Annotated in this window: 26 protein-coding genes; 13 read left to right on the top strand and 13 right to left on the bottom strand. The window is 55.2% G+C overall.

What is annotated here, in order from left to right; genetic code table 11:
• Window positions 1–10: 10 nt before the first annotated feature.
• Both TURPA_RS14795 and rpsF read right to left on the bottom strand, forming a co-directional pair.
• The gene (locus TURPA_RS14795; protein ID WP_014804110.1) at window positions 11–454 is read right to left on the bottom strand and encodes a single-stranded DNA-binding protein; all 444 of its coding nucleotides are present in this window, start codon (window positions 452–454) and stop codon (window positions 11–13) included.
• Between the two features lies 1 nt (window position 455).
• Window positions 456–743 carry a 30S ribosomal protein S6 gene (gene rpsF, locus TURPA_RS14790; protein WP_014804109.1) on the bottom strand — a complete coding sequence of 96 codons (288 nt, stop codon included), beginning with the start codon at window positions 741–743 and terminating at the stop codon, window positions 456–458.
• Window positions 744–923: 180 nt separating this feature from the next.
• Between rpsF and TURPA_RS14785 the strand changes: the two genes are divergently transcribed.
• On the top strand, window positions 924–1,721 hold the full coding sequence (locus tag TURPA_RS14785) for a carbon-nitrogen hydrolase family protein (protein ID WP_041949421.1): 798 nt from the start codon (window positions 924–926) through the stop codon (window positions 1,719–1,721).
• A gap of 2 nt (window positions 1,722–1,723) precedes the next feature.
• On the opposite strand, the gene TURPA_RS14780 is transcribed toward TURPA_RS14785, so the two are convergent.
• Entirely contained in the window at window positions 1,724–3,178 is a 1,455-nt protein-coding gene (locus tag TURPA_RS14780) for a peptidase M30 (RefSeq protein WP_014804107.1), read from the bottom strand.
• 113 nt (window positions 3,179–3,291) lie between these two features.
• Between TURPA_RS14780 and TURPA_RS14775 the strand changes: the two genes are divergently transcribed.
• On the top strand, window positions 3,292–3,546 hold the full coding sequence (locus TURPA_RS14775) for a hypothetical protein (protein WP_014804106.1): 255 nt from the start codon (window positions 3,292–3,294) through the stop codon (window positions 3,544–3,546).
• 4 nt (window positions 3,547–3,550) lie between these two features.
• Window positions 3,551–4,366, top strand: coding sequence for an SDR family oxidoreductase (locus tag TURPA_RS14770; protein WP_014804105.1), 816 nt, complete (start codon window positions 3,551–3,553; stop codon window positions 4,364–4,366).
• Here TURPA_RS14770 and panC read toward each other — a convergent pair.
• The 3 genes from panC to TURPA_RS14755 are packed head-to-tail and all read right to left on the bottom strand — an operon-like array spanning window position 4,358 to window position 6,749.
• The gene (gene panC / locus TURPA_RS14765) at window positions 4,358–5,191 is read right to left on the bottom strand and encodes a pantoate--beta-alanine ligase (RefSeq protein ID WP_014804104.1); all 834 of its coding nucleotides are present in this window, start codon (window positions 5,189–5,191) and stop codon (window positions 4,358–4,360) included. The genes TURPA_RS14770 and panC overlap by 9 nt on opposite strands.
• Window positions 5,191–6,078: an alpha/beta fold hydrolase gene (locus tag TURPA_RS14760; RefSeq protein WP_014804103.1), complete on the bottom strand. Its 888-nt coding sequence runs from the start codon at window positions 6,076–6,078 to the stop codon at window positions 5,191–5,193. The genes panC and TURPA_RS14760 overlap by 1 nt, the downstream gene beginning before the upstream one ends.
• Window positions 6,075–6,749, bottom strand: a complete 675-nt coding sequence (locus tag TURPA_RS14755) for a glutathione S-transferase family protein (RefSeq protein WP_014804102.1) — start codon at window positions 6,747–6,749, stop codon at window positions 6,075–6,077. The genes TURPA_RS14760 and TURPA_RS14755 overlap by 4 nt, the downstream gene beginning before the upstream one ends.
• 77 nt (window positions 6,750–6,826) lie before the next feature.
• On the opposite strand from TURPA_RS14755, the gene TURPA_RS14750 reads away from it, so the two are divergent.
• Entirely contained in the window at window positions 6,827–7,501 is a 675-nt protein-coding gene (locus TURPA_RS14750) for a hypothetical protein (RefSeq protein WP_014804101.1), read from the top strand.
• A 13-nt stretch (window positions 7,502–7,514) separates the two neighbouring features.
• Here TURPA_RS14750 and TURPA_RS14745 read toward each other — a convergent pair whose 3' ends face one another.
• Window positions 7,515–8,480 (bottom strand): IS30 family transposase, encoded by a 966-nt coding sequence (locus tag TURPA_RS14745; RefSeq protein WP_014801244.1) that lies wholly within the window; start codon window positions 8,478–8,480, stop codon window positions 7,515–7,517.
• 160 nt (window positions 8,481–8,640) lie between these two features.
• On the opposite strand from TURPA_RS14745, the gene gcvH reads away from it, so the two are divergent.
• From gcvH to TURPA_RS14715, 6 genes are all read left to right on the top strand, one after another.
• Window positions 8,641–9,030 carry a glycine cleavage system protein GcvH gene (gcvH, locus tag TURPA_RS14740; RefSeq protein WP_014804100.1) on the top strand — a complete coding sequence of 130 codons (390 nt, stop codon included), beginning with the start codon at window positions 8,641–8,643 and terminating at the stop codon, window positions 9,028–9,030.
• A complete protein-coding gene (gene gcvPA, locus TURPA_RS14735) occupies window positions 9,030–10,355 on the top strand; it encodes an aminomethyl-transferring glycine dehydrogenase subunit GcvPA (RefSeq protein WP_014804099.1) in 1,326 nt (441 codons plus the stop codon). Before gcvH ends, gcvPA begins: the two co-directional genes overlap by 1 nt.
• A 142-nt stretch (window positions 10,356–10,497) precedes the next feature.
• Window positions 10,498–10,830: an arsenosugar biosynthesis-associated peroxidase-like protein gene (locus tag TURPA_RS14730; protein WP_014804098.1), complete on the top strand. Its 333-nt coding sequence runs from the start codon at window positions 10,498–10,500 to the stop codon at window positions 10,828–10,830.
• Window positions 10,827–11,816, top strand: a complete 990-nt coding sequence (gene arsS, locus TURPA_RS14725) for an arsenosugar biosynthesis radical SAM (seleno)protein ArsS (RefSeq protein ID WP_014804097.1) — start codon at window positions 10,827–10,829, stop codon at window positions 11,814–11,816. The genes TURPA_RS14730 and arsS overlap by 4 nt, the downstream gene beginning before the upstream one ends.
• Entirely contained in the window at window positions 11,813–13,108 is a 1,296-nt protein-coding gene (locus TURPA_RS14720; RefSeq protein WP_014804096.1) for an NAD(P)/FAD-dependent oxidoreductase, read from the top strand. The genes arsS and TURPA_RS14720 overlap by 4 nt, the downstream gene beginning before the upstream one ends.
• Window positions 13,105–13,824: a DUF547 domain-containing protein gene (locus TURPA_RS14715; RefSeq protein ID WP_014804095.1), complete on the top strand. Its 720-nt coding sequence runs from the start codon at window positions 13,105–13,107 to the stop codon at window positions 13,822–13,824. The genes TURPA_RS14720 and TURPA_RS14715 overlap by 4 nt, the downstream gene beginning before the upstream one ends.
• Window positions 13,825–13,878: 54 nt before the next feature.
• Here TURPA_RS14715 and TURPA_RS14710 read toward each other — a convergent pair whose 3' ends face one another.
• Window positions 13,879–14,328, bottom strand: a complete 450-nt coding sequence (locus TURPA_RS14710; RefSeq protein WP_014804094.1) for a hypothetical protein — start codon at window positions 14,326–14,328, stop codon at window positions 13,879–13,881.
• 72 nt (window positions 14,329–14,400) lie between these two features.
• Window positions 14,401–15,807: a hypothetical protein gene (locus tag TURPA_RS14705; RefSeq protein WP_041948550.1), complete on the bottom strand. Its 1,407-nt coding sequence runs from the start codon at window positions 15,805–15,807 to the stop codon at window positions 14,401–14,403.
• Window positions 15,808–16,001: 194 nt separating this feature from the next.
• Here TURPA_RS14705 and TURPA_RS14700 point away from each other — a divergent pair, with 194 nt between their 5' ends.
• Window positions 16,002–16,409 carry a hypothetical protein gene (locus TURPA_RS14700; RefSeq protein ID WP_014804092.1) on the top strand — a complete coding sequence of 136 codons (408 nt, stop codon included), beginning with the start codon at window positions 16,002–16,004 and terminating at the stop codon, window positions 16,407–16,409.
• 8 nt (window positions 16,410–16,417) lie between these two features.
• Here TURPA_RS14700 and TURPA_RS14695 read toward each other — a convergent pair whose 3' ends face one another.
• A complete protein-coding gene (locus tag TURPA_RS14695) occupies window positions 16,418–17,338 on the bottom strand; it encodes an SAM-dependent methyltransferase (RefSeq protein WP_014804091.1) in 921 nt (306 codons plus the stop codon).
• Window positions 17,335–18,336, bottom strand: a complete 1,002-nt coding sequence (locus TURPA_RS14690; protein WP_014804090.1) for an alpha/beta hydrolase — start codon at window positions 18,334–18,336, stop codon at window positions 17,335–17,337. The genes TURPA_RS14695 and TURPA_RS14690 overlap by 4 nt, the downstream gene beginning before the upstream one ends.
• A gap of 95 nt (window positions 18,337–18,431) precedes the next feature.
• Here TURPA_RS14690 and TURPA_RS14685 point away from each other — a divergent pair, with 95 nt between their 5' ends.
• Window positions 18,432–18,887: a methylglyoxal synthase gene (locus TURPA_RS14685; RefSeq protein ID WP_014804089.1), complete on the top strand. Its 456-nt coding sequence runs from the start codon at window positions 18,432–18,434 to the stop codon at window positions 18,885–18,887.
• 1 nt (window position 18,888) lies between these two features.
• On the opposite strand, the gene gatB is transcribed toward TURPA_RS14685, so the two are convergent.
• Together gatB and TURPA_RS14675 are read right to left on the bottom strand one after the other, a co-directional pair.
• On the bottom strand, window positions 18,889–20,322 hold the full coding sequence (gatB, locus tag TURPA_RS14680) for an Asp-tRNA(Asn)/Glu-tRNA(Gln) amidotransferase subunit GatB (protein WP_014804088.1): 1,434 nt from the start codon (window positions 20,320–20,322) through the stop codon (window positions 18,889–18,891).
• Window positions 20,323–20,480: 158 nt separating this feature from the next.
• Entirely contained in the window at window positions 20,481–21,386 is a 906-nt protein-coding gene (locus TURPA_RS14675) for a metal-dependent hydrolase (RefSeq protein ID WP_014804087.1), read from the bottom strand.
• Window positions 21,387–21,727: 341 nt separating this feature from the next.
• On the opposite strand from TURPA_RS14675, the gene TURPA_RS14670 reads away from it, so the two are divergent.
• Window positions 21,728–22,015: a hypothetical protein gene (locus tag TURPA_RS14670; protein ID WP_014804086.1), complete on the top strand. Its 288-nt coding sequence runs from the start codon at window positions 21,728–21,730 to the stop codon at window positions 22,013–22,015.
• Window positions 22,016–22,034 lie beyond the last annotated feature (19 nt).

Genomic DNA, 22,034 nt, shown 5'->3' with positions numbered 1-22,034 from the left:
TACATTACACTTAAAACGGGATATCGTCGTCGCTCATCGCACCTGTATCAAAGTGCGCCGCGCCGCCCATGGGTTCTGAGGCTGGGGTTTCCCGTGTAGACCCGCCTGCACCGTCTTGTTTGGCATCCAGAAACTGAAAGCCTTCAACATGAATTTCAACCTTGCTCTGCTTTTTGCCGTCGGTACCTTCCCATGAAGACCAGCGCAATGCGCCTTCGACGCAGATGCGCCTGCCCTTCTGCAGGTACTTGTGTATCGTTTCGGCCGGTTTTCCCCATGCGACGCAGTCAAAAAAGCCAACTTCGTCGCGGCTTTCGCCACTCTGCTTGTTGTAGATGCTGCGGTTTGAGGCAAGCGAGAAGCGGCAGAAATAACTGCCTGAATTCGTCGACTTGAGTTCCGGGTCGCGCGTTAAGCGACCAATCAGTATAACGCGGTTGATATCGCTCGCCATTTTAATCGAGCACGGTGATCATCGCTTTGAGTACGCCTGCATTGACGCGCAGGTCGCCATTGATCTGCGGTATCGCAGCACCTTCAGACTTAAAGCCATAATAGAAATAGTGGCCCCGGTCTTGTTTCTTGGCGAGGTGATAGAGACGGCGCGCGCCCCAATCTTCTTTTTGGACAATTTCTGCCCCACGCTTTTGTAACGAAGCTTCTGCTTCATCTCGTGAACGGGTCTTGTCGTCAGCATTCTTGTCGCTGAGCACAAGAACCAGTTCGTAGTTCTTTTTTGCCATATTTAAACCCCCTATGGTTGTTAAGGATAGGTATGTGATTCGCGCGCTTCGCGCGCGAATCAATCCGATCCAGAAGGCGGGTCAACTTGTCCTTTTCAGACACTGTGGAAAGTAAAAACGACCCTAAGTAGAGTGATGCCGGCGAACGGGGTGCCCGTTCGCCGGCATCACAGCAAGATTATGCGCGCAGCCGTCATTCAACTCAACTCGCAGAACGATACCGGGCATAATCTCGAGGCGGCTGAGCAGCTCATCAAAGCGGCCGTGGCGCAGGGGGCAGAATATGTGCTGCTGCCCGAGAATTTTGCATTTTTTGGCAGCGAACAGGAAAAAAGCGCAAAGGCTGCCGAAATAGAAACCGCAGCGCGCGCGTTTCTGAAATCCACCGCGGCGAAGCATAATATCACGATCACCGGCGGCGGCATGCCGATCGCTAACCCGGCCGGCAAGGTGTTCAATTCAGCTGTCACCTACGGGCCCGATGGCAACGAGCTGCACCGCTACGATAAGCTGCACCTGTTTGATGTCGCTCCCGGCGACAACGTCAGCTACCAGGAGTCGCGCTCAACCGCGCCGGGCGGCGGCAGCCTGTCGCTCTTTGCCTGCGGCTCGATGCAGGTTGGCATGTCGGTGTGTTATGACATTCGCTTTCCCGCGCTCTACCGGCACCACGCAAAGGCCGGAGCTCAGGTCTTATGCGTACCGGCCGCCTTCACAAAGCTCACCGGTGAAGCGCACTGGCACGTGCTGCTCAGAAGCCGCGCAATTGAAAATACCTGCTACGTGCTCGCGGCAGCTCAAACCGGCACGCACTTCGGCGGCCGCGAGACGTTTGGTCACAGCCTCATCGTCGACCCGTGGGGTGAAGTCGTCGCCGAACTCGGTGACAGACCGGGGTTTGTGGTGCACGAGCTTTTGCCCGAACGCATCGCGGGTGTGCGGCGCCGCATGCCTTCGCTGCAACACGACCGGCTGTGAAGCTATTCCAGAAAATCCCTGAGTCGTGGGTTCAGACGAAAGTGCCAGTGCAGCGCGCGCTGCTCGAGGGGTGTGTCAGTCTGCCCCGCGGCGAGAAGAGCTTCGCTCGACAATGGCTCAGAGGTGATACTCTGCTGAACCGAATCAACCACCGTCGCCGATCGGGTAGCTGCTGTATTGGGGTCGTGGTTGAAGACGACAAAGTAATCCGTGCCACTGATCAGCGTTAAGCCGCACGAACTGCACGTCTGAAAATTCGGTGCGGGCAAGCCCGCCTGCACCTTGTACAGCACGGGTGCGTAACTTTGCAGCGCCCCAGTGTTCGCGTTGGATGCCGGCCCATAAGAGCCGCTTGCAAGGGTGCTGGTGAGTTCATCTTTGAAGGCCGTATTGCTGCCGTCGAATTTGTATGTATACGAGGCGCCGGCTGCGAGTGTGAACGACGATGCGTCAGTGTTGTACCGAACCGTCGCACCCGTCGCTGCGTCACCGACCATATTGCGAATCAACGCCCCCCACATGAAGCGGTAGCTGCAGTTGAAATATTGGTAGGTATGGCTCAAGGTATTACCACAGGCCGTTGTAAGATTCGGGTCGAGGCTCTGCAACGCGCTATTGACACTCGTGACACCCAGCGCGTTATTTCTGAAGATGGCTGAAATGCCCCCGAGACCATAGACATCCGCAAGGTACTTAAAGTAAATATATGACGTGGCGTAGTTATCGAGCAAAAAGCGGTCGGGTTCGCGAATGAGCGAGGTTTTGTTTAAGAGCGCCGTGCGAAATGAATTGGCGCGGCCGATTTGCGGGCCGAACCCGGTCAGGTCTGAACTGATTTCTGCCAGGCCTTCGTCGAGCCAGGTAGGTTCAATGTCGTCTTGCTCTGAGCGGTAATATTTGCCGAACTGCAGCAGGTGCTGATATTCGTGCGCCAACGTCGCGAAGAACGAAGTGCGTGTGATATCAGCCGGGTACGTATCGAGATAGAGCATCTCGGCAAAGTTACTGTGGTATTTGCTGTCGAGCGCATTGACCGAGGCCTCGGTGAAATGGTTAATCGGGTCAAAATAGCCGGCGATATAGCCGCCACCCGGCTGGTAACCATCTTGAATATCGAGCAGTAGCAGAATCACCTTGCCCGACTGGTCAACGTCTGTGGGGGTCGTGTACCAGACATGCTCGATGGGAACGATATTGTTCTCGAATGCAGCAAGAAGATTGTCGACCGATGCGGCCGCCACAGAGGCACCGCCACTTTTTGCTTCGACATAGACATCGGCATGCGCCGAAGAGGCGGCAAACATCGAGGTCACCCGGTAGAATGTCGATTCGCTTGAACTGAGGTCGCTCTTGCGGGCCCAAAATCCCCTGCCACCCGGCGGGTCATAGAGCGCATCGCTGCCCACGCAACCGGCGAAGAGCAGAAGAGTGCAAGTGGCGAGCAAGAGAGGCCGCACCCTGCCCGCTCGCCTTCAGGCGCGCACTGTCAATCAGAAAGCCAAAATATGAGGCCGTGGTGGCTCCACCCAAAACGTGTTGGCGCTGCAATGGCATTTGTGCATGCGGCGCTATGAATTTTCGTGAAACGCAGGCGCAGCTCGAAGGCAATGTCGCCGCCGCAATCGATTCGGCCGAACAGGCGCACCGCATGGCTGCAGCTCAGCTCTTCGACCAGCTGGGCAATTTCGCCCCGGTTGCAGAAATTGTCGGCAGCGTCAGGCCCCTCTATGAATCAGGTGTCGCACAACTTTTCGAACTCGGCCGCCAGGTGAACCGCAGCGGCGGCGAACTCACGCGCTCAATGCTCGACCGGGCAGGAATCTGAGTTGATGAAGCATAGACTCGGCGGTGTCTACGCCATTACCGGCGCTTCAAAAGGCATCGGCAGGGCGTTCGCGCATGCACTGGCGCCGAAAGCCTCGGCTCTCGTTCTGCTCGCGCGCGATGCGAAGGCGCTTAAGGCGGTTTCAGCCGAACTCACGAAACTAAACCCGAAGCTCAGCGTCGAAACATATTCGGTCGACCTGTCAGACCCAAAGGCTATCAAAAAGACCACCGACGCAATACGCAAGGCACACCGCACGATCAATGGCATCGTGAATAATGCCGGCTATGCGCGGCCCGGCTACTTTCACGAGCTGCCGGCCGACGAATTCGAAAAGGCGATGCGCGTCGATTACCTCGGCGCTGTACACGTGACCCGCGCGCTGCACGACCTCGTACCCAAGGGGGGATTAATCACTTTCACGTCATCGGTCGTCGGTTACATGGGAGTTTTTGGCTACAGCTCTTACGCCGGGGCCAAGTTTGCACTCATCGGCTTTGCTGAAACTCTGCGGCAAGAACTGGCGGCGCGCGAAATACAAGTCAGCGTACTCTGCCCGCCAGACACCGAGACACCCGGCTATGCGATCGAAAACCAGACTAAACCGGTTGAAACGCAGGCCCTGTCTGCCGGTGCAAAACTGATGACAGCCGAAGCCGTAGCCCAAAAATTCGTCAACGGCATTGAACGCGGCAAATTTCTCATCAATTGTAATTTTGATTCGGCGCTGATCTATCGCCTCAAGAGTATTTGGCCCTCGCTCGTTCACCGCATCATGCTAGGTATGATCAAAAAGGCGCAGAAAAAAAAGTTAAGCTAAAAGCACATTGTCGATCAGGCGAATGCCGTCGACGAATGCCGCGACCGCAATCACGACTTCGCGCGGCCTTTCAGCACCGGTAGCGACCGGTTCAAGCGTTGCCGCATCAGACACCAGAGCATATTCCACTTCGAGGGGCGAAAGGCCTTGTGCGAGAGCCGCGTGCACCTGAGAAACGTCTTTTCCCTGGCGCCAGAGATCAGCAGCGGCGAAAAGAGCCTGTGAAAGAGCGAGCGCTGCCACTCGCCCTGCGCCAGAGAGCCGTACATTGCGAGATGACATCGCGAGTCCGTCAGCTTCGCGCACGAGGGGACATCCCACCACTTCGACATCGAGCTCAAGGTCGGCCGCCATGCGCCTGATCAAAATGAACTGTTGATAGTCCTTGAGGCCAAAGTAGGCGTGCCGTGGCCGCACCCACATAAACAGGTTGTGCACGATGAGCAGCACACCTTCGAAGTGGCCCGGCCGGCCGGCGCCGCAAAGCCGCGCCATCATTTCATCGTAGCGCATCTTGAGCGCCGGCACGCCCGTCGGGTAAATTTCTGTACGCGGCGGGCAAAACACAGCATCGACTCCGGCCTGCTCGAGCATCGCAAAATCGCGGTCGAGATCGACCGGGTATTTTTCGAGATCTTTTGGGTCGTTAAACTGAGCCGGATTTACAAAGATCGAAACCGCGGTCACTTTGTTCTCGGCCTTGGCCCGTTCGACGAGCGAGAGATGGCCAGCATGCAGGTAACCCATCGTCGGCACGAAGCCGATTTCTTGAATGTGCCTCGCGGCGAAGGCGCGCATTTCGGCGCGGGTAGTAATAATCTGCACTACTGCTCCATAAATCGGCGAAACAGCGCCGCAACTTCGGGCGCGTTGTCGATGTGCAGGTGGTGGTGACCCGCCAGCGTCTCTATCTTAAGTTTCTTCACGAGCTCATGGTTATCTCTTGCGGCCTTGTGTAACTCTGCCATGCCCCTGTCGCCGAGCACGAGCAGCGCCGGCACCTGAATGTTGCCGACAATAGCCGCCACCTGCTCCTGGGTCATGCGAATGAGCGACGGAGCGCGCAGGCGAAAATCGGCGCGCCAGGTGATGCCGCCTTCCGCTTTTTTCACAGCACGCGCGACGAGCGGCAAGGCATTCTGTCGCGTGAGGCCGTTGACGCGCATGCGAATCTTGACGGCGTCATCGACCGAGGCATAGACCGGCTTGGGCAGATTCTGCGCCTTGCGAAATTCACTCACCCCATCGCGGAGTATGCGTGGCGCATCAGCAGGTGCGGCTGTGAGCGGTGCAAACCCTTCGATCAAGAATATTCTGACAATGCGTTTGCCGATGCTTCCCGCATAAAGCGAACAGGCTCCCGCGCCCATCGAATGCCCGGTCAGAACAACATCGTCTTTATCGATGAAGCCGAGAGCGGCATCGATGAAGGGTATCAGGTCGATGTAATGGTAACGGTCGCCCTTATGCTTGTGCGCGCTTTTGCCATGGCCGAAAAAATCCCAAAGATAAAATTCATAATCGGGCAGCGCTTCTGCAAGGGGTACAAAAGAGCCAGCGTTGTCGAGCCAGCCGTGAAAGCAAACCAGTGTGCCTTTCGGTTTCTCAACTGCCGAATGCAGGTAAGCCGCCTGGTAGCCCAAAAGATTGGCGCGGCCTTCTTTGAATTTTCGTTTGGCGGTTATCAAATGGCGATTGGTTCGGTCTCTCAAAGCCCCACTTTACCCGCAAACTTTTTGGCGCGCTCAATAACCTTAATCTGTTTTTCGGCGGTCTTATGCAGTTCGGCAAAATCGGGGTTCTGGTCGAGAAAGGCTTTGTACTCCGCGAAACCCCTGATGTCTGCCAGCGGGTTTTCGCCGAGGTGGCGTTCAGCCAGCAGCGCAAACCAGGGAATCGTGCAGTACGCCGCGCAGTCAGCGAATGAAATTTCATTACCCGCGATATATGGCGCAAACCTTGCTGCCCGGTTGATACTGCCGACTGCGAGTTTCAGCTCTCGCAAGATAATCTCTTTAAGCGCCGGTGGCGTGCTCGAATCGAGCGTATGAAAATCGCGCACAATACGAATCGGCTTGTCGATGTGGATGTCGATGTAGTTCACAAGCTGCCGCACGCGGTGGCGATCTGCCGCCTCTTGTGGCAAAAGCCTCGTCGTCCCGGGGTATTTCTCTTCGAGGTACTCAAGCATCGGGTGCGTCTCAGCAAAATACACACCGTCGATTTCGAGCGTCGGTATCACACCGAGCGGATTTACCCTGAGGTATGCCTCGTCTTTTGCAGGGCCGGCTTTTACCTCTTCAAATTCGAGCCCTTTGATTCTTAACGCCATCTTGACCCGGTTGTAATAATTGCTGATGGGGTAACCGTGCAGGCGTATCATGCCGGGTAGCAGCGCAAGTTTCGTCGCGAGGTCAATATTTTAATTGCCTGCACATGAACCGAACATCTGTTGCCGCTATGCGTTTCTGGTCAATTGCGCTTCTGCTCGTTATTTCTTTCGTTGCCTGCGGTTCGCCTGCCCTGCAGACAGAGTTGCACCATGAGAGCAAATACCTGGCCGTGTTCTCTTCGCCGGCGCTGACGACTGCAGACGACGACCGTCGCCTCGCAAACGCGTTTCAGTCAAAATACCGCAGCCGCGTGGTGCTGCTTCGCCCTGTGACCGGGCAGGCATACCTGAAAGAACTCGGCGCCAAAGCTTCGCTCTTTGCAATGATCAGAATCAACTCGCTGCGCGAAACCCGCGCGGTGGTCAAAGAGATTGAACAGGCGCTCGGCAATGCCACGCTCGCGGCGCTGCTGCCGCTGGCAGAAACCACCGGTTCGCAAGACAACTTTTCAGGACTCGTGTTTCAGCTGGCTCTCGAAAAGCGCGCCGCAGGCTTTAACCGCCTGAACAGCCGGGCGAAGGCTGAAATTTTCAGAGTGGAGGCCGATGAGTTCAGCCACGACCGCAACCTGCTCTCTTATTTTTCGTCGATTTCGCTGAACGACTCGCCTTACCAGACGGTGCGCCTGCTGGGTTTTTCGGGCGTGATGGAAACGCAGTTCGAAACGTACGACGGCCTCTACACGCGTACCGTGCGCAAGCTCGAAGCGGCCGACACGGCGATCGTCGAGAAAGTTCGTTAATGGCAATCAGGTCTTACATTCCAAAACGAAGTGCAATCGACCTCCGAAAGTAGACCTCGGCTGGCGTCCGAAAATTCAGTCGCTTGCGTGGCCGATTATTCAGTAATTCGAGCGCCGCGTCAACCTGTTCCTGGTCGATTTCCCGAAAGTCCGTTCCCTTCGGAAATGGCTCGCGCAGCAGGCCGTTGGTGTTTTCGTTCGTTCCCCGCTGCCAGGGCGATCCTGGGTCGCAGAAATACACTCCGCAATTCAGCACCTGTTGCAGGTCCCGGTATCCGCTCATTTCTGTGCCGCGATCATAAATCACACCCCGTAACAGAGAATTATCGACGTCTGCGAACAGGTCGCGTGCAGCCGCGTTGAACTGCTCAACGAGTTTGCGCTCGATTTTTGCCGCCTTGGTGTAGCGCGAATGTCTTTCGACAAAGGTTGCGATTTGTCCTGTGCCGATTTTTCCCTCCACCAAATCACCCTCCCAATAGCCAGGTTTTCGCCGCGTCAAAGCCTCGGCTGGCAGGTCGTGAATGCGTAAGAACCCTTTGTTTTCAGCCTCAATCCGCACTGTGCGCTTGTATGGTTTTCCCTTGCGGCGCAGGCAAAGGCGATAGAAATTCGATGTGGCGGATTTCTTACGGATATGATTATAGATCGTCTGCATGCAAACCCCGCCGAAGCGTTCAAGCCGCATACGCCCCGCGATCTGCTCCGGTGACAGCGTCGATTTGAGCGATGCGCCGATCTGTGACCAGAGTTCCGGGGTCACCTTTGCGGCGTTGGTATTCGTCTGGCGCCTGCGCGCTGCATCTTTTGCGCAGCGGGCGCTGTAATGCCGCGGCATTGAATTGCGGCGGATTTCACGATAAATGGTGCTCGGGTGGCGCTTCAGGTCTCTGGCAATACGTCCGGCATGGCGGCCCTGCCTGAGGCTTTCTTCTATACACAGTCTTTCTTCATTGGATAGTTGAACGTAAGGTCGCATCCGGGGTCTCCGTGGTCGTATTTCGCAAATCAACCTCGAAACCCCGGCGCGGCCTTACACTACTTTATCCTATCGCACTTCGTTTTGGAATCTACAGGTTTCTCGCCGAGAGACCTGTGAGATATCATTTACCGCGCATTTGCCCGTTCAAGGGTGCCGCATGGCAAATTTTCCGGCTGACCTCAAGTATACAAAAGAGCATGAATGGGTGAAAATCACCGGCACGACTGCGCGGGTCGGCATTACCGACTATGCGCAAGAAGCGCTGGGCGACGTCGTCTACGTCGATTTTCCGAAGGCGGGCGCCGAAATCAAGGCGATGGCAGTTGCGGGCACCATAGAATCGGTGAAAGCCGTTTCAGATATTTACCAGCCACTCACGGGAAAGATCGGGGCGGTTAACACAGAACTCAACAAAAACCCGGCGACCGTGAACCAAGACCCCTACCAAGGCGGATGGCTCTTCGAAATCGAAGGCATTTCGACTGACGAAGTCGGCGCGCTGCTCGATGCAGCCGGCTACGAAGCACACCTCAAGACGCTCGCCTAATGCCATATACCGTTCACAGCGCAGAAAGCCGCGAGGCAATCTTAAAGACGCTTGGGGTCGGTTCTGCCGACGCGCTTTTTGCCCACATACCGAAAGAAGTGCATAAACCGACTTCTGCCGGTCTTGAACCCGCGCTGGGTGAATATGAACTGCTGTCGCGTTTTCACCAGATTGTCTCAGAAGGCAAATCACCGCTCACCGACCACTGCTGTGGTTATGGCCTCTACCGCCACCGCATTCCGCTGAGCGTCGACCACCTCGGCAGCCGGCGCGAATTCGTGACGAGCTATACGCCTTACCAACCCGAGGTGGCGCAGGGCACGCTGCAGGCGCTATTTGAATACCAGTCGTTACTCGCCATCATGACGGGCATGCCCGTCGCCAATGCGTCGCTCTATGACGGGTCGACCGCGCTCGTCGAGGCGGTGCGCATGGCGATGCGCCAGAAGGGGCTCGGCAATGCCCGCATCTATTTTTCAGCCGGCGTCAACCCGAGATACGAACAGGTCTTTCAAAGTTACTTTCTCGATGCAGAGGGCAAACGTTTTGCCGAAACGATTCGTCTAGGTCACGACGCGAAAAGCGGCGTGACCGAATGGCCGACAGAGAGCGCCGACATTGTTGTCGTGCAAAATCCTCATTATCTCGGTGTTGCCGAACCCGTGCAGAATCTGGCGACGCTCTACCCTCAGGCAACGGTCATCTACCTCACAACAGAAGTGCTCTCGACGGTAATTCTCGATAACCCGGCTGCGTGGGGCGCTGAAATCGTCTGCGGTGAAGCGCAGTCACTCGGGCTGCCGGTGCATTATTCAGGGCCGGGGCTTGGGTTTATTGCCGCGACGAAAGACTACCTGCGCAACATGCCGGGTCGCCTGGTCGGAAAGACAACGGCGAAAGATGCGTTCGGGCGCGACACCGATGCATTTGTGATTACACTCGCGACCCGCGAGCAGCACATTCGCCGTGAAAAGGCGACGAGCAACATTTGCAGCAACCAGACGTTAATGGCAGTGCGCGCTGCGATCTTCATGTCAGCGCTCGGCTGGCAGGGCATGCAGAAGCTCGTCGCGCGCTCCATGGAAAAAGCCCATGCCTTTGCCGCAGAGCTCAGGGCAAAAAACCCCGCGGCGCTGCTTTTTCCCGAGGGTACGGTCTTTCACGAGGTCGCATGGCGCTCTGACAAGCTCGATGCCATTATTCAGCGCTGCGTGGCGCAGGGTTTTTACCCCGGGGTTCGCCTCGACAGCACCACCATGCTCTCGTACTTTCACGACGACTTCAGCGATTCGATGCTGAATTTTCTGACTGCTGAGTTACTCTGAAAAAACCAGAACCCGGTATGGGCGGCGATTCGCCGCCCGCACTGGGTTTTGAGCTCTAAATAGTCCGTAAGATCGGCGGATTTCAATCGACACAGCATATAGCCGCTGAGGCTGCACCTATACCATAACGAAGGACTGCAAAATGGCAAACTATTTCGAATCTGAAGACCTGAAAAAATTCGGCAACATCGGCCGGGTAAACAAAGAACTCGCCGACAAATTTTTCGATTATTACAATGCGACCATGAAGGCCGGCGCGCTGTCTGAGCGCGAAAAGGCGCTGATCGCGCTTGCCGTGGCACACGCGCAGAAGTGCCCTTATTGCATCGACGCTTACACGAACACCTGCCTCGAAAAAGGCGCCGATGAAGCGCAGATGGCCGAAGCGGTACACGTGGCCGCAACGATGCTGGCAGGCATTACACTGGTGCACAGCGTACAGATGATGAACCACATAGACGCCGTCAGCGTATGAAACTTTCGACGCAAGAGCAGCTGCACCTGCTCGGCGCCGCCGCCGAGCCCTTTAGCGCCAAAGCCGGTGCCGATGGTTCGCGCTACCTGAAGCCCGAATCGATCGCGACATTCCAGATCAACCTGGGGCGTTGGTGTAACCAGGCATGCCGGCATTGCCATGTCGATGCCTCACCAAACCGCACCGAAATCATGAACGACGAAGTGTTTGAAAAATGCCTCAATATTATCGCAGGGCATTCGTCGATTAAGACCGTCGACATTACCGGTGGTGCCCCCGAGGGGCATGCGCGTTTTCGCGAACTCGTCGAACGCTCGCGCGCGGCGGGTAAGCACGTCATCGACAGGTGTAACCTGACGATCTTGCGCGAAGAAGGTTATGGTGACATGGCAGAGTTTCTCGCCCGCCACCGAGTTGAAATCGTCGCTTCATTGCCGCACTTCGCAGAATCGCGCACCGACGCGCAGCGCGGCGCAGGCGTATTCAGCAAATCGATCGCGGCGTTGCAGCATCTGAATGCATTGGGTTACGGCGATTCACTCACGCTCAATCTGGTCTATAACCCTACCGGCATATTCCTGAGCGGCAACCAGGGGCAGCTCGAGCGTGAGTTCAGAGAGAAACTTCTGGCAGATTATAACATCAGGTTCAACAACCTCTTCTGCATAAACAATATGCCCATCAACAGGTTTTTGTTTGCTCTCGAAAAAGGCGGCAAGACCCACACCTACGTCTCGACGCTCGTGAACGCGTACAATCCTCAGACTTTGCCTGGTCTCATGTGCCGCTCGCAGATTTCGGTGGGTTATGACGGCAAAATTTATGACTGCGATTTTAACCAGATGCTCGAGATGACAGCTGAGCCTGTCGCGCATATCGATCAGTTTGATGAAACAAGATTTCTTGAACGCACGATACGCACTGCGAACCACTGCTACGGCTGCACCGCAGGCGCGGGGTCTAGCTGCGGGGGTGCCGTCGCGTGAAAAAAGCGCGTGTCGTTATCATCGGCAATGGCATCGCGGGAATCACGGCAGCGCTCAGCCTGCGCGCTGCGAATTCAGAAGCGGCGATTACTGTTATTTCAGACGAAACCGAACTCTTTTACTCCCGTACAGCGCTCATGTACGTTTACATGCGCGAGCTGCAATTTGCCGATACGGTCGTGCATCCGCGCGAATTCTATAAAAAGAAGAAAATAGACCTCGATTTTGCAACGGTGAAGCGAATCGACTGTAATGCGCGGCGGGTTGAAACGGCCACCCAGAATATTCACGAGTTCGATTACCTGCTCATCGCACCGGGGTCACGGCCGCGTCTACCGCAAATCGCCGGTGTGCAGCTCGCCGGGGTTCAAGGGCTCTACGGCAAAGAGCATCTGGCAAATCTCGAACAGCTCACCGCGAAACCTATACGGAGGGCGGTGGTTGTCGGCGGGGGGCTAATAGGCGTCGAACTCGCCGAGATGCTGGTGAGCCGCAAGATTCCCGTGACGTTTCTGGTGCGCGACGACCTCTATTTCAGGGGCGTACTGCCGGCAGCTGAAGCCGGGCTTGTGACGCATGAAATTCTGTGCCACGGCGTCGATCTGCGGCTTCGCACTGAGCTTGCGTCGCTCGGGGGAAACAGCGAGGGCCAGGTCACGGCAGCGATTACCGACAAGAATGAACGCATCGACTGCGACCTTGTCGGCCTGACAATTGGCGTCGAACCCCGCATTGAACTCGCTGTGCGCACACCGCTAAAGACATCGAGAGGATTTCTGACCGATACGTTTCTCGAAACCAACGTGCCGGATATTTTTGCCGCCGGCGACGCGGCTGAGGTGACTCTGCCCGACGGAAACGTCAAGGTGCAGCAACTTTGGTACACGGGGCGAATGCAGGGCCGTATTGCCGGGCAAAACCTTGCCCGCAAAATTGCCGGTGAACCCCTGCTGGCCTATGACCCGGGAATCTTCTTTAACTCTGCAAAATTCTTTTCGCTCGAATACCAGACGTATGGCATTGTGCCGCCGGGTGCCTCAGAAAAAGACAGTATTCTGTGGCAGAATACAGATGCGCAGAAACTGATACGTATTGCATTTGATGCATCGACGCCTGAACGCAAAGTCACAGGCTTCAACGTGCTCGGCATTCGCTACCGGCACGAGGTATGTGAAAAATGGATTCGCGAAAAAACTCCGTTGCAATCGGTGGTGGCATCGCTCGGCGACGCCAATTTCGACCCGGAATTCTATCCTCAATTCGAAAACGAAATAAAGAGGCAACTCGCATGAGACAAATCAGAATAGCGATACTCACGGCGCTGGCGCTTAGCGCCCCGATGGTTTATTCTGCCGAACCCGACTATTCGGCGCTGAATGCGCTGCTCGCGAAACATGTCAAACCCGGCAGCAAACAGGGAATCACAGCGAACCTCGTGAACTACCGCGCGCTCAAGAGCGACCCGCAGTATGCGGCCGCGCTGCAGAGCATTACCGATTTCGACATCAAGAAGCTCGCATCAAAGCGCGAGAAAATGGCGTTTTACATCAACGCCTATAACATCGGGGCAATCAAAAAGGTGCTCGAAAAATACCCGACGACGAGTATTCGCATCGCCGGCGACGGCGTCTGGAAAGAACCCGCGCTCACCATAGCGGGAAAACCGCTTTCACTCGACGCAATCGAAAACGAGATCTTGCGTAAGATGGGCGATGCGCGCATCCATTTTGCGATTGTCTGCGCGTCGCTGAGCTGCCCTGACCTGCGGCGCGAAGCCTACACGGCGGCAAAACTCGAGCAGCAGTTGCAGGCACAGACAAAACTGTTCTTGACCAACCCGGCGAAAGGGATTCGCGCAGAATCGAACCGCGTCTACCAATCGGCGATATTCACATGGTTTGCGGCTGATTTCAAAGACGTCGATGCCTTTCAGCGCCGCTACCGCAAAGACCTGCCCCAAGCTGCTGAGCGCGCAGAAATACCTTATAATTGGCAGCTGAACGAATAAGGCGGGCAAAAAAAAGGCGGCCCAGGGCCGCCATTTCAAACGAGCCGGAGCCCGTTATTTCTTTTCAATCGGCGTTACGGTCAATGTGCCGTCGCCGTTGAATGTGACCTTTTTGCTTTTGGCCGGCAGCACCACTTCTTTGGTCTGGTTTTTTGCCTGGTCTAGAGTCGCGTCACCGCGAACTTCTTTGCCGTCTTTATTGAAGACCTTTACGGTTTCTGGTTTGCCGTCTTTGAAGCTGACCGCCTTGGTCTTGTTGCCACTTTTGTCGTCGAAGTACTCGACATTGACGATTTTCTTGTCTTTGTACGAAGCCACGCGCTCGCTCACGCCGTTTTGGTTCGCGTCAAACGAAGCGCGCGCTTCGCTGTCGCTGAGCGTGTCGTAACGGCCGATCACTTTGCCCTGTGGGTCTTTGAGTACCTGGCTCTTTTCTGAAGTTCCGCATTGCATTGCGAAAACTGCTGCAGCTGCCAGCGCAGCGTATGTTGTTGATTTAACCATGGTCTAGCTCCTCTCTGCCTATTGTATCGTCAAGTCTTATGCCTTATATTTAACTGCAGGTGACAAAAGTGTTCAAAACCGGTATACCCACGCAACCGACCCCGTGAAAAAGAGTCCCGGTGCCGTCTTGTCGATCACGTACTGCGTGTACGAATTGATGCTGATGCCCCACTTGGGCGCGAGAAAGATGGTATACGCGACCCCAGCCCCGATGGTCGGCAGGTAGAAGCTGATATCCGCCGCGGTATTGCGGATAACCCCGGCGAACACGCCACCGAGTGCGTACGGCGTCAGCGCCATGCGCGAACCGGAGAAATAAAAAGTGTAACCGAGGCCCGCTGCGAGGCTGCCGCCGGCGAGAAAATTGACGGGTTCTTTTTTCAGAATGTAATAGCCCTCGAACCTGATCTGGGGCTGTAGCCATGGTTTCCAGACACGCATGCCGAATTGTGCGCTGACACCCGTCAGCACACCCAGGTTGTCGCCGGCGTCGAGAATGCCTTTGCCGCCGAGCAGGCCAATGTGCAGCAGATTGACCGAATCTTGCTTAAAGGTTTCTTTCTTAAGTTCGACTTTTTCTCCTTTAGGAGTGACTTCTTTCGAGGCCTTGGCGATACTTTGCTTTTTCTCTTCGGGTTTCGCATTTACCGCATACGTGACCTGCGTCGCGGGCTTACCCTGCGAAACGGGAGTAATGCTCACCTTCTTGTCGTTCACAAGAACGATAAAGGCATTTTTGACGCCATAACCTTCTAGCCAATTGATGATGCGGTCGCGCTCGCGGTTGCGGGCATAGCCTGTGGCTTTTTCCTGCTCTTCTTTGGTGACTTTGTACTCTTTGTAAAACTCGTAGATTGTCAGGTAGCGCCCGAGATAGGTGTCGCTGAGCTCATCTTTCAGCACTTCGAGCTCGCGGATAGCCGCCTTCTCTTCGTCGGCCGTCGCATAAGTCGGCACGAGCACCAGAATCTTGAGTTCATTGACTTTACCCTTTTCGCGTTCAGCGGCGAGTGCGAAGGCATAGATGCGTTCGACGATGCCCGCCGCCATGCGATCGATCGCCTTAAAAATTTTGGAATCGAGCGAAGTCGTGTCTTCGACGATACCAATAACTTTTTTGCCCTGCGCGTTGTAAATGACCGCCCGCAGAACGAGTTTGTCGCCGGTGTCATTGAGGCGAAAGTTGCCGAAAATCAGAATATCTGACTGCGACTCGCGGGCGATCTTGTCGGCATCGGCCTGCAAGTATTCGCCGTTGACCAGTTTGTATTTGCCGGCGACTGCTGCGACCTTGTTCTCGTCTTGCCGAATGAATTCGAACCGGGCTTTCATGGAATCGTTGATCGCATCGGGCAGGCTTTTTTCGACCCACTCATAGTTTGCGCTCTTGCTATCGTTTTCGAATTGCATGATCGCAACCCGGGCAAGATCTGACGCTGCAGGTGATTCTTTGGCAGCGGCGAGCGCTGTCGCAGACATTACAAAGAGGCAAAACAGGCGAACCATAAAGAAGGCACAGCCGTTTGCCGCCTTGATACAGCAACTCATATATAAGCACGGCGAGCTGAACCCGCGGGCCCGGTAGCGCGAAAGCCGCAGGCTAACCAATTGGTTAATATAAAAAGTCGACAGGTGGTTCGACTCTGTTTATATTACCAGCGTACAAAAGCCATATGGGTATCATCAAAAAGACCGCGAAAAAATCGGCCGTGAGCTCACCCAGAAAAGGCGCTGCCGAACCGCTCTTTCAGCCCAAATGCAAGAATTGCTCGGGTTTTGAAGAAAAACTCTCCGTCGTCGAAACCAACGAAGTTAAAGACGAAGTTTCGCTCATGCATAAGCATGAGATCATACGCCAGATGTCGGGCTTTATCGGCGAAGACGCCCAGTCGCTGATGCAGGCCGAAGAGCTCTTTGAACGCTTCAAATATATGATTTCTGAATACGTGCTCAAGCACGAATTCAACTGCGAAAGCAAACTTTCGGTGCAAATGGTGCTCTGGCTCGAGCAAAAGTGCGCGCCAGACGCAATGAACCCTCTGCACAACGTTATATCTCAATATCTGACAAAGCGCGCCTGAGGCATTGCCTATAGATTTCTGCGCTGCCATACCCATGTCAGCTCGTGCCCGTTATGAAACAGGTGAAAAATCTGTGAACCGGGTATATCCGCAAATTCTCTGATCAGCGCCTTGTCTGATACCCCGTGAAATTTCAGCGTACAAATGATTGCCCTCACCCCGCCGAGACCGAGCCAGCGCCGAATCGAATGCAATAACTTCTGCGGTTCGCATGCCATGTCACTCATGATAATCGTCGCCGTTGCCAGCTCATTTTCGGGGGGATTCAGACCGTCACCCGGCAGAAAGCGCAGCTGCCTGAATTTTTTCAGAAGTTTTGCATCAGGTTCGCTGCGGTCAATCATGAGCGCCGGCGTACCACACGAAGCTGCCACGTAGCTCCAGCCGCCGGGGGTCGCGCCCAGATCGATCACCCTGTCATCGGCCTCAAACCGCAGGCCCGTCAGCGTGAGCAGCTCCCACAGCTTGAGGTAGGCGCGGCTCGGCGGGCCAACTTTGTCCTCGACGAAGCGCAGGGTACCGCCGGCAAACTGTCCCTTCAGGGGGTTGAGGCTGTAAAAAAGTGAATTGCCGTCTTTCAGCGTGAAGGCAGCTGCAGTTTGTTTCGCCGGCGGCGGCGGAAAGACTATAGGTTTGGGTGGCCGTGCGCGCAGCTCTTCGGCAATCAGCTGACCGCGGCGGTAATTTTGTGATCCGGCATAGGCCCAGAGTTTTGCTTTCTGCCGTAATTTTTTTGCGGCGTCGCTGATCGAAACAAAATCGAGCGTATCGACCGGCCAGAAATCGAGCACCCAAAAGACACGTATCGCCTGTTCGCTGAAGATGATGCCGGGCGCAACCTCACGGCTCTTCAGATTCAGAAACCTGGCTTCGTCTGCAAACTCAGCTTTGAGCTCATCGCGAACAAAATAGAGCGCACCTGCACTCACGAGAAATAGCCGCGAAATTTTTTGAGTTTGTCAATAAAGCGGCTTTTGTCGCCGCCCGGGTTGAAGATTACGGGTTTCAGATCGAAGCCGCGCAGCGTGTCGTGCACGAAGCGCAGTATATACTGAAAAACCTTATCGCGTACCAACTGGTGCGTTACCAGAACGTGGTGTGTGCTCAGGTCTTCGTTGAGTTCAAAGACATACGCGCGTTTTTCAGTCGCCGATATTTTGCGAAAGATATAGTGCATGTTTTCAATGTGCACAGTTTTGTCGCCGGTCGCATGAATAAGGCAGGTGGGCTGGCGAATGCGGTAAAGCCGCGATTTGACTCTCTGTACGCCGAGCTTGAAAGAGTGCAGCGGCGCGAGCGTATACGCTTCGCTGTACCCCACCCAGGGTATCATGACGTTTTCGGCGACCGCCGACTGCACTTTGGGAATATGCGAAATAAAATTCTTGAGCAGCCCGGACAAAAAGAGCCTCGGGTCTTTGACGATCGGCCTGCCGTTCAGAATGCCGTTCAGCGCCACCGGCGCGGCGATCGAGATGATGCCGGTCGGCTGCGAATCGCGGCGCAGCTGGCTTGAAAGCGTGAGGCACAGATTGCCCCCCATCGAAAAACCAATCAAAAAGAAGTGCCTGAAGCGGGGCCGCTCGCGCGCATAGGTTTCACGCACGGCACTCAGCCAGTGCTCATAGCGCGTCTTGGCGAAATCTTTGATAGTCGTGCCATGCCCCGGCAAGAGAGGCGCGATCACTGTGTGCCCTTCGCGGTGCAGCAGTTCGCCGATATTGCGCATGGTGAACGGCGAATCTTCGAAACCGTGCACCAGCAAGAAACCGACGTCGGTCTTTCCCTGTAGCCGAAACGGCTCGGCCCCGCGCATGATCTTGATCGCCGATGGCGCCTCCTGGTAAGCCTGAGGATTTACCGTTTCGGGAAGCCCGTAATGCCCCAAAATGAGAATAATCGTAACGAGTGCGACGAGCCAGAGCATCTGCGGAAAAGAATCGTTTCAGATTACCTGCGTAAAGTAAAGAGAGTTCTTTCGCATTCAGTTGCCAGGCTGAGAGAGAATTTGGCTCTCAGTGTATGACCGAAAAGAAACGTATTGCGCTTGTGGCGCATGACAACTGCAAGGCAGACCTCATCGAATGGGTTAAGTATAACTGGCAGACGCTCGCGGCCCACGACCTCACGACAACGGGAACAACGGGCTCGCTGATTGAAAAAGCAGTTGCGGCAGACGGCCAGAAAGAGGTGAAACTCAGAAAGCTCAAATCAGGCCCGCTCGGTGGCGACCAGCAGCTCGGCGCGCTGATTACCGAAGAGAAAATCGATGCCATCTTCTTTTTCTGGGATCCCATGCACGCGCAGCCGCACGACGTCGACGTCAAGGCGCTCTTGCGCATCGGTGTGCTCTATAACGTGATTACCGCGTGCAACCGGGCAACCGCCGACCTCGTGATCTCGTCGCCTTTCTTTGCAGGCGCGTACGAGCGCCGCCGGCCCGATTTCAGCGCCTATTTGGGCCGAAAGATAATTTAAGCTACTTTTTTAGTTCTTCTTCGAGCAGCTTGTTCGCCACCTGCGGGTTCACCTTACCGCGCGTCTTTTTCATAATTTCGCCCTGCAGGTGCTTGAGCGCGCGGTCTTTGCCCGCCTTAAAGTCGGCAACCGACGCGGGGTGTTCGCCCATGACCGCGAGCACGATTTCGCGAATTGCACCCTCGTCGCTAATCTGCGACATGCCCTTCTCGTCGACGATCGCTTTCGGCTTCTTGCCGGTGGCAATCATGTCGGCGAAGACCTCTTTGGCGATCTTACCCGAAATGACGCCTGAGTCAATCAGCTGAATCAGCTCGGCTAGGTTCGTGGGGGGAAACAGTTCTGTCAGCGCCTTGTTCTTTTCTTTAACAATCGCAAGCATCTCGACCATCACCCAGTTTGAAGCCTTTTTCGCCGGGGCGCCTGCGCGAATGACATCTTCATAGTAGAGCGCTGTGCTGCGGTCGGCAGTCAGCACACCCGCGTCATATTCAGGTAAACCAAATTCGGCGACATAGCGCGCGCGTTTCTGGTGCGCGAGTTCTGGCAGGTCTTTACGAATCTCTTCGATGTCTGCAGGTTTCAGAATCAGCGGCACGAGGTCGGGGTCGGGAAAATACCGGTAGTCATGAGCCTCTTCTTTGCTGCGCATCGACTGCGTCGTATCGCGCACGGCATTATAGAGGCGCGTCTCTTGCACGATCTTACCGCCCGATTCGATGACTTCGGTATGCCGGCGGATTTCGTATTCAATCGCTGCTTTGACCGCTTTGAAAGAGTTCAGGTTTTTGATTTCAACGCGTGTGCCGAGTTTGTCTGAGCCTTCGGGGCGAATGCTCACGTTTGCATCGACACGCAGCGAGCCCTGCTCCATGTTGCAGTCAGAGACGTCGATGTATTCGAGAATTTTCTTGAGTTCTGTGAGATAGAGCACTGCTTCATCTGAATTGTCGATCTCTGGCTCTGAAACAATTTCGATGAGCGGGGTGCCCGCACGGTTGAGGTCGACATAACTTTCGTGCACCAGCGGATCTTCTGAGTGCATGAGCTTGCCCGCGTCTTCTTCGATGTGAATGCGCGTGATACCGATGCGCTTTTTGCCCGACTCGATTTCAATGTCGATCGCCGCTTTGGTGCAATAGGGCTCAAAGAACTGCGAAATCTGATAGCCCTTCGGTAAGTCTGGGTAAAAATAGTTTTTACGGTCAAATTTACTGCGTTCGTGAATCACTCCCCCCAATGCAAGGCCGGCTTTGACAGCTTTTCGTACCGCTTCGTAATTGAGAACGGGTAATGCGCCGGGAAGCCCGAGGCAGACAGTCTGCACTTCAGTATTGGCATCGGCGCCGAAAGAGGTGGCAGCGGTCGAAAAAAGTTTGCTGCGGGTGTTGAGCTGGCAGTGTACCTCAAGACCAATCGTGGGAATGAATTTCATGGTTCAGTTTTACTCGGCAGTCAGCACGTAAAAAAGAAAAGGCCTCACCCCGGCTAATGGCTTTGCTTGGCAAAGCCATTAGCCACCCCTCTCCTAAAGGAGAGGGGTTACCAACTCCCCCTTCTCCTTCAGGAGAAGGGGGCCGGGGGGTTGAGGCTCTACGCCACCTTTTCTATTCGTGAATCGATCAGATTCGCGAATTCGTCAAACAGCGCCTGATCGTCCATGTCAGAGGGGTGAAAGTTGGGCTTAAAGTACGTCACGAACGCTTCGGCGAACTGGCGGAACATGCCGTCTTTTTCGAACGATTCGTAGCGCAGCGCTTTCAAGAACTCTGGCCAGTCGATCTTGTCTTCTTGCTTCAGAATGTGTGCGAAACCCCAGATCGACAGCCCGCCGATGAGCGCGGTCGTGATCAGCATCGCGCCGGTGCGCAGAAAATAGTTCGGCGAGACTTCGCGCATCACGTCGAAGGCGACGTGCTTGTGTTCGATCTCTTCGATCGCATGCCAGTAAACGAGGTCACGAATGCTCTGGCTGTCGAATGCCGCAAACGAGGGGGATTTCAAAGCCGCCGCGCCCCAGGTCGCGGTAAAATGCTCCGCAGCCGCGGTTACAGCAACCTCAAGTTTACCGCCGCCGAAAGGCAGGTATTTTTCGGCAAAGTTCTCGAGAAAGCCGAATGCAAAGCCAGTCCACTGGTCGAGAAAACTTTTTACTTCATAACGCGAGCCAAATATCTGTTCGTTCAGAATCTCGTGCTGGCGGCCATGCTGCGCCTCTTGCGCGATAAAGCCTTTGACGTCTTTTTTGAGCTGCGGGTCTTTGATTTCGTTGGCGTAGCGTCTCACTGCCCTGATGAAGAAGCGCTCCCCCTCGGGAAACAGCAGGCTGAGCCCCACCAGGTAGGCGCGGCGAAACTGGTTGTTCTCGGTTGCATTGGGGTTAGGCGACGAAAAATGGAAATCGCTGAAATCCCAATTCGGTGAGCGCACTTTCGGGTGCGGCGATGCCTGCACGGGGCGGTCGGGGTTCTTTTCATTAAAAATTTTGGTTATGTCCATACGCCGAAGATCGTCAAAGTTGACGCAAGCGTCAATATATTTTTTGAGCACGGTTAGACGACGGGTGACTCGGCGGGAACTCGCGAAGCCAGAACAACGAGCAATTTTTTTTCGCAATTTTCGGCGCGATTTCGCCAAGAGGCGAAAAATCGGCGTGAATTCTGGCGTCTTCGCCACTTGCAGAGCGAATCGCTACCGATTCGCGGGGGAATTTGCGCCGATTAGCACCGAAAATTGCGGAAAAAATCGCACCAGCGAGTTCCCGCCGAGTCACACGGGGCAGGCGTCGCCGAGCAAGTTGCGCTTGTCGGATTGAAGGCAATCGGCTGTCCGTAACGCACATGCTGCGTTTGCTGCTGATTCTACAGGTTGCCGTCATGGTTATGCTGTGCTTACCGGCGAGCATTGCGGTAGAAGATATCGGCGCACCCGAGCAGCAAGCAGCAGAATCTGTCGCAGAAGAATTCGACCTCGCCGAAAGTGCAATGCACAGCAACCCTGCCTACAGCGGCCTTGAACGCACAACGCCATTTATGCGCATCATCAGCCAGACAACTGCGCACAGGCCACACGTTTGCCTGGCGTCACAGCACTGCGAAGACGTCTATACTCCGCCCCCACTTTCTTAACTCTTCATCTGGCACGCGG

It is taken from the genome of Turneriella parva DSM 21527 (assembly GCF_000266885.1).
Lineage (GTDB): Bacteria > Spirochaetota > Leptospiria > Turneriellales > Turneriellaceae > Turneriella > Turneriella parva.
Note: the sequence above shows the minus strand (reverse complement) of the source record. Positions and strands in the feature narration are given on the sequence as shown.

Bases quoted from the DNA above. Each gene is read 5' to 3' on its own strand.
- TURPA_RS14795 (WP_014804110.1), bottom strand. From the start codon at position 454: ATGGCGAGCGATATCAACCGCGTTATACTGATTGGTCGCTTAACGCGC.
- rpsF (WP_014804109.1), bottom strand. From the start codon at position 743: ATGGCAAAAAAGAACTACGAACTGGTTCTTGTGCTCAGCGACAAGAAT.
- TURPA_RS14785 (WP_041949421.1), top strand. From the start codon at position 924: ATGCGCGCAGCCGTCATTCAACTCAACTCGCAGAACGATACCGGGCAT.
- TURPA_RS14775 (WP_014804106.1), top strand. From the start codon at position 3,292: ATGAATTTTCGTGAAACGCAGGCGCAGCTCGAAGGCAATGTCGCCGCC.
- TURPA_RS14770 (WP_014804105.1), top strand. From the start codon at position 3,551: ATGAAGCATAGACTCGGCGGTGTCTACGCCATTACCGGCGCTTCAAAA.
- TURPA_RS14755 (WP_014804102.1), bottom strand. From the start codon at position 6,749: ATGATACGCCTGCACGGTTACCCCATCAGCAATTATTACAACCGGGTC.
- TURPA_RS14750 (WP_014804101.1), top strand. From the start codon at position 6,827: ATGCGTTTCTGGTCAATTGCGCTTCTGCTCGTTATTTCTTTCGTTGCC.
- TURPA_RS14745 (WP_014801244.1), bottom strand. From the start codon at position 8,480: ATGCGACCTTACGTTCAACTATCCAATGAAGAAAGACTGTGTATAGAA.
- gcvH (WP_014804100.1), top strand. From the start codon at position 8,641: ATGGCAAATTTTCCGGCTGACCTCAAGTATACAAAAGAGCATGAATGG.
- gcvPA (WP_014804099.1), top strand. From the start codon at position 9,030: ATGCCATATACCGTTCACAGCGCAGAAAGCCGCGAGGCAATCTTAAAG.
- TURPA_RS14730 (WP_014804098.1), top strand. From the start codon at position 10,498: ATGGCAAACTATTTCGAATCTGAAGACCTGAAAAAATTCGGCAACATC.
- arsS (WP_014804097.1), top strand. From the start codon at position 10,827: ATGAAACTTTCGACGCAAGAGCAGCTGCACCTGCTCGGCGCCGCCGCC.
- TURPA_RS14715 (WP_014804095.1), top strand. From the start codon at position 13,105: ATGAGACAAATCAGAATAGCGATACTCACGGCGCTGGCGCTTAGCGCC.
- TURPA_RS14710 (WP_014804094.1), bottom strand. From the start codon at position 14,328: ATGGTTAAATCAACAACATACGCTGCGCTGGCAGCTGCAGCAGTTTTC.
- TURPA_RS14705 (WP_041948550.1), bottom strand. From the start codon at position 15,807: ATGTCTGCGACAGCGCTCGCCGCTGCCAAAGAATCACCTGCAGCGTCA.
- TURPA_RS14700 (WP_014804092.1), top strand. From the start codon at position 16,002: ATGGGTATCATCAAAAAGACCGCGAAAAAATCGGCCGTGAGCTCACCC.
- TURPA_RS14690 (WP_014804090.1), bottom strand. From the start codon at position 18,336: ATGCTCTGGCTCGTCGCACTCGTTACGATTATTCTCATTTTGGGGCAT.
- TURPA_RS14685 (WP_014804089.1), top strand. From the start codon at position 18,432: ATGACCGAAAAGAAACGTATTGCGCTTGTGGCGCATGACAACTGCAAG.
- gatB (WP_014804088.1), bottom strand. From the start codon at position 20,322: ATGAAATTCATTCCCACGATTGGTCTTGAGGTACACTGCCAGCTCAAC.
- TURPA_RS14675 (WP_014804087.1), bottom strand. From the start codon at position 21,386: ATGGACATAACCAAAATTTTTAATGAAAAGAACCCCGACCGCCCCGTG.
- TURPA_RS14670 (WP_014804086.1), top strand. From the start codon at position 21,728: ATGCTGCGTTTGCTGCTGATTCTACAGGTTGCCGTCATGGTTATGCTG.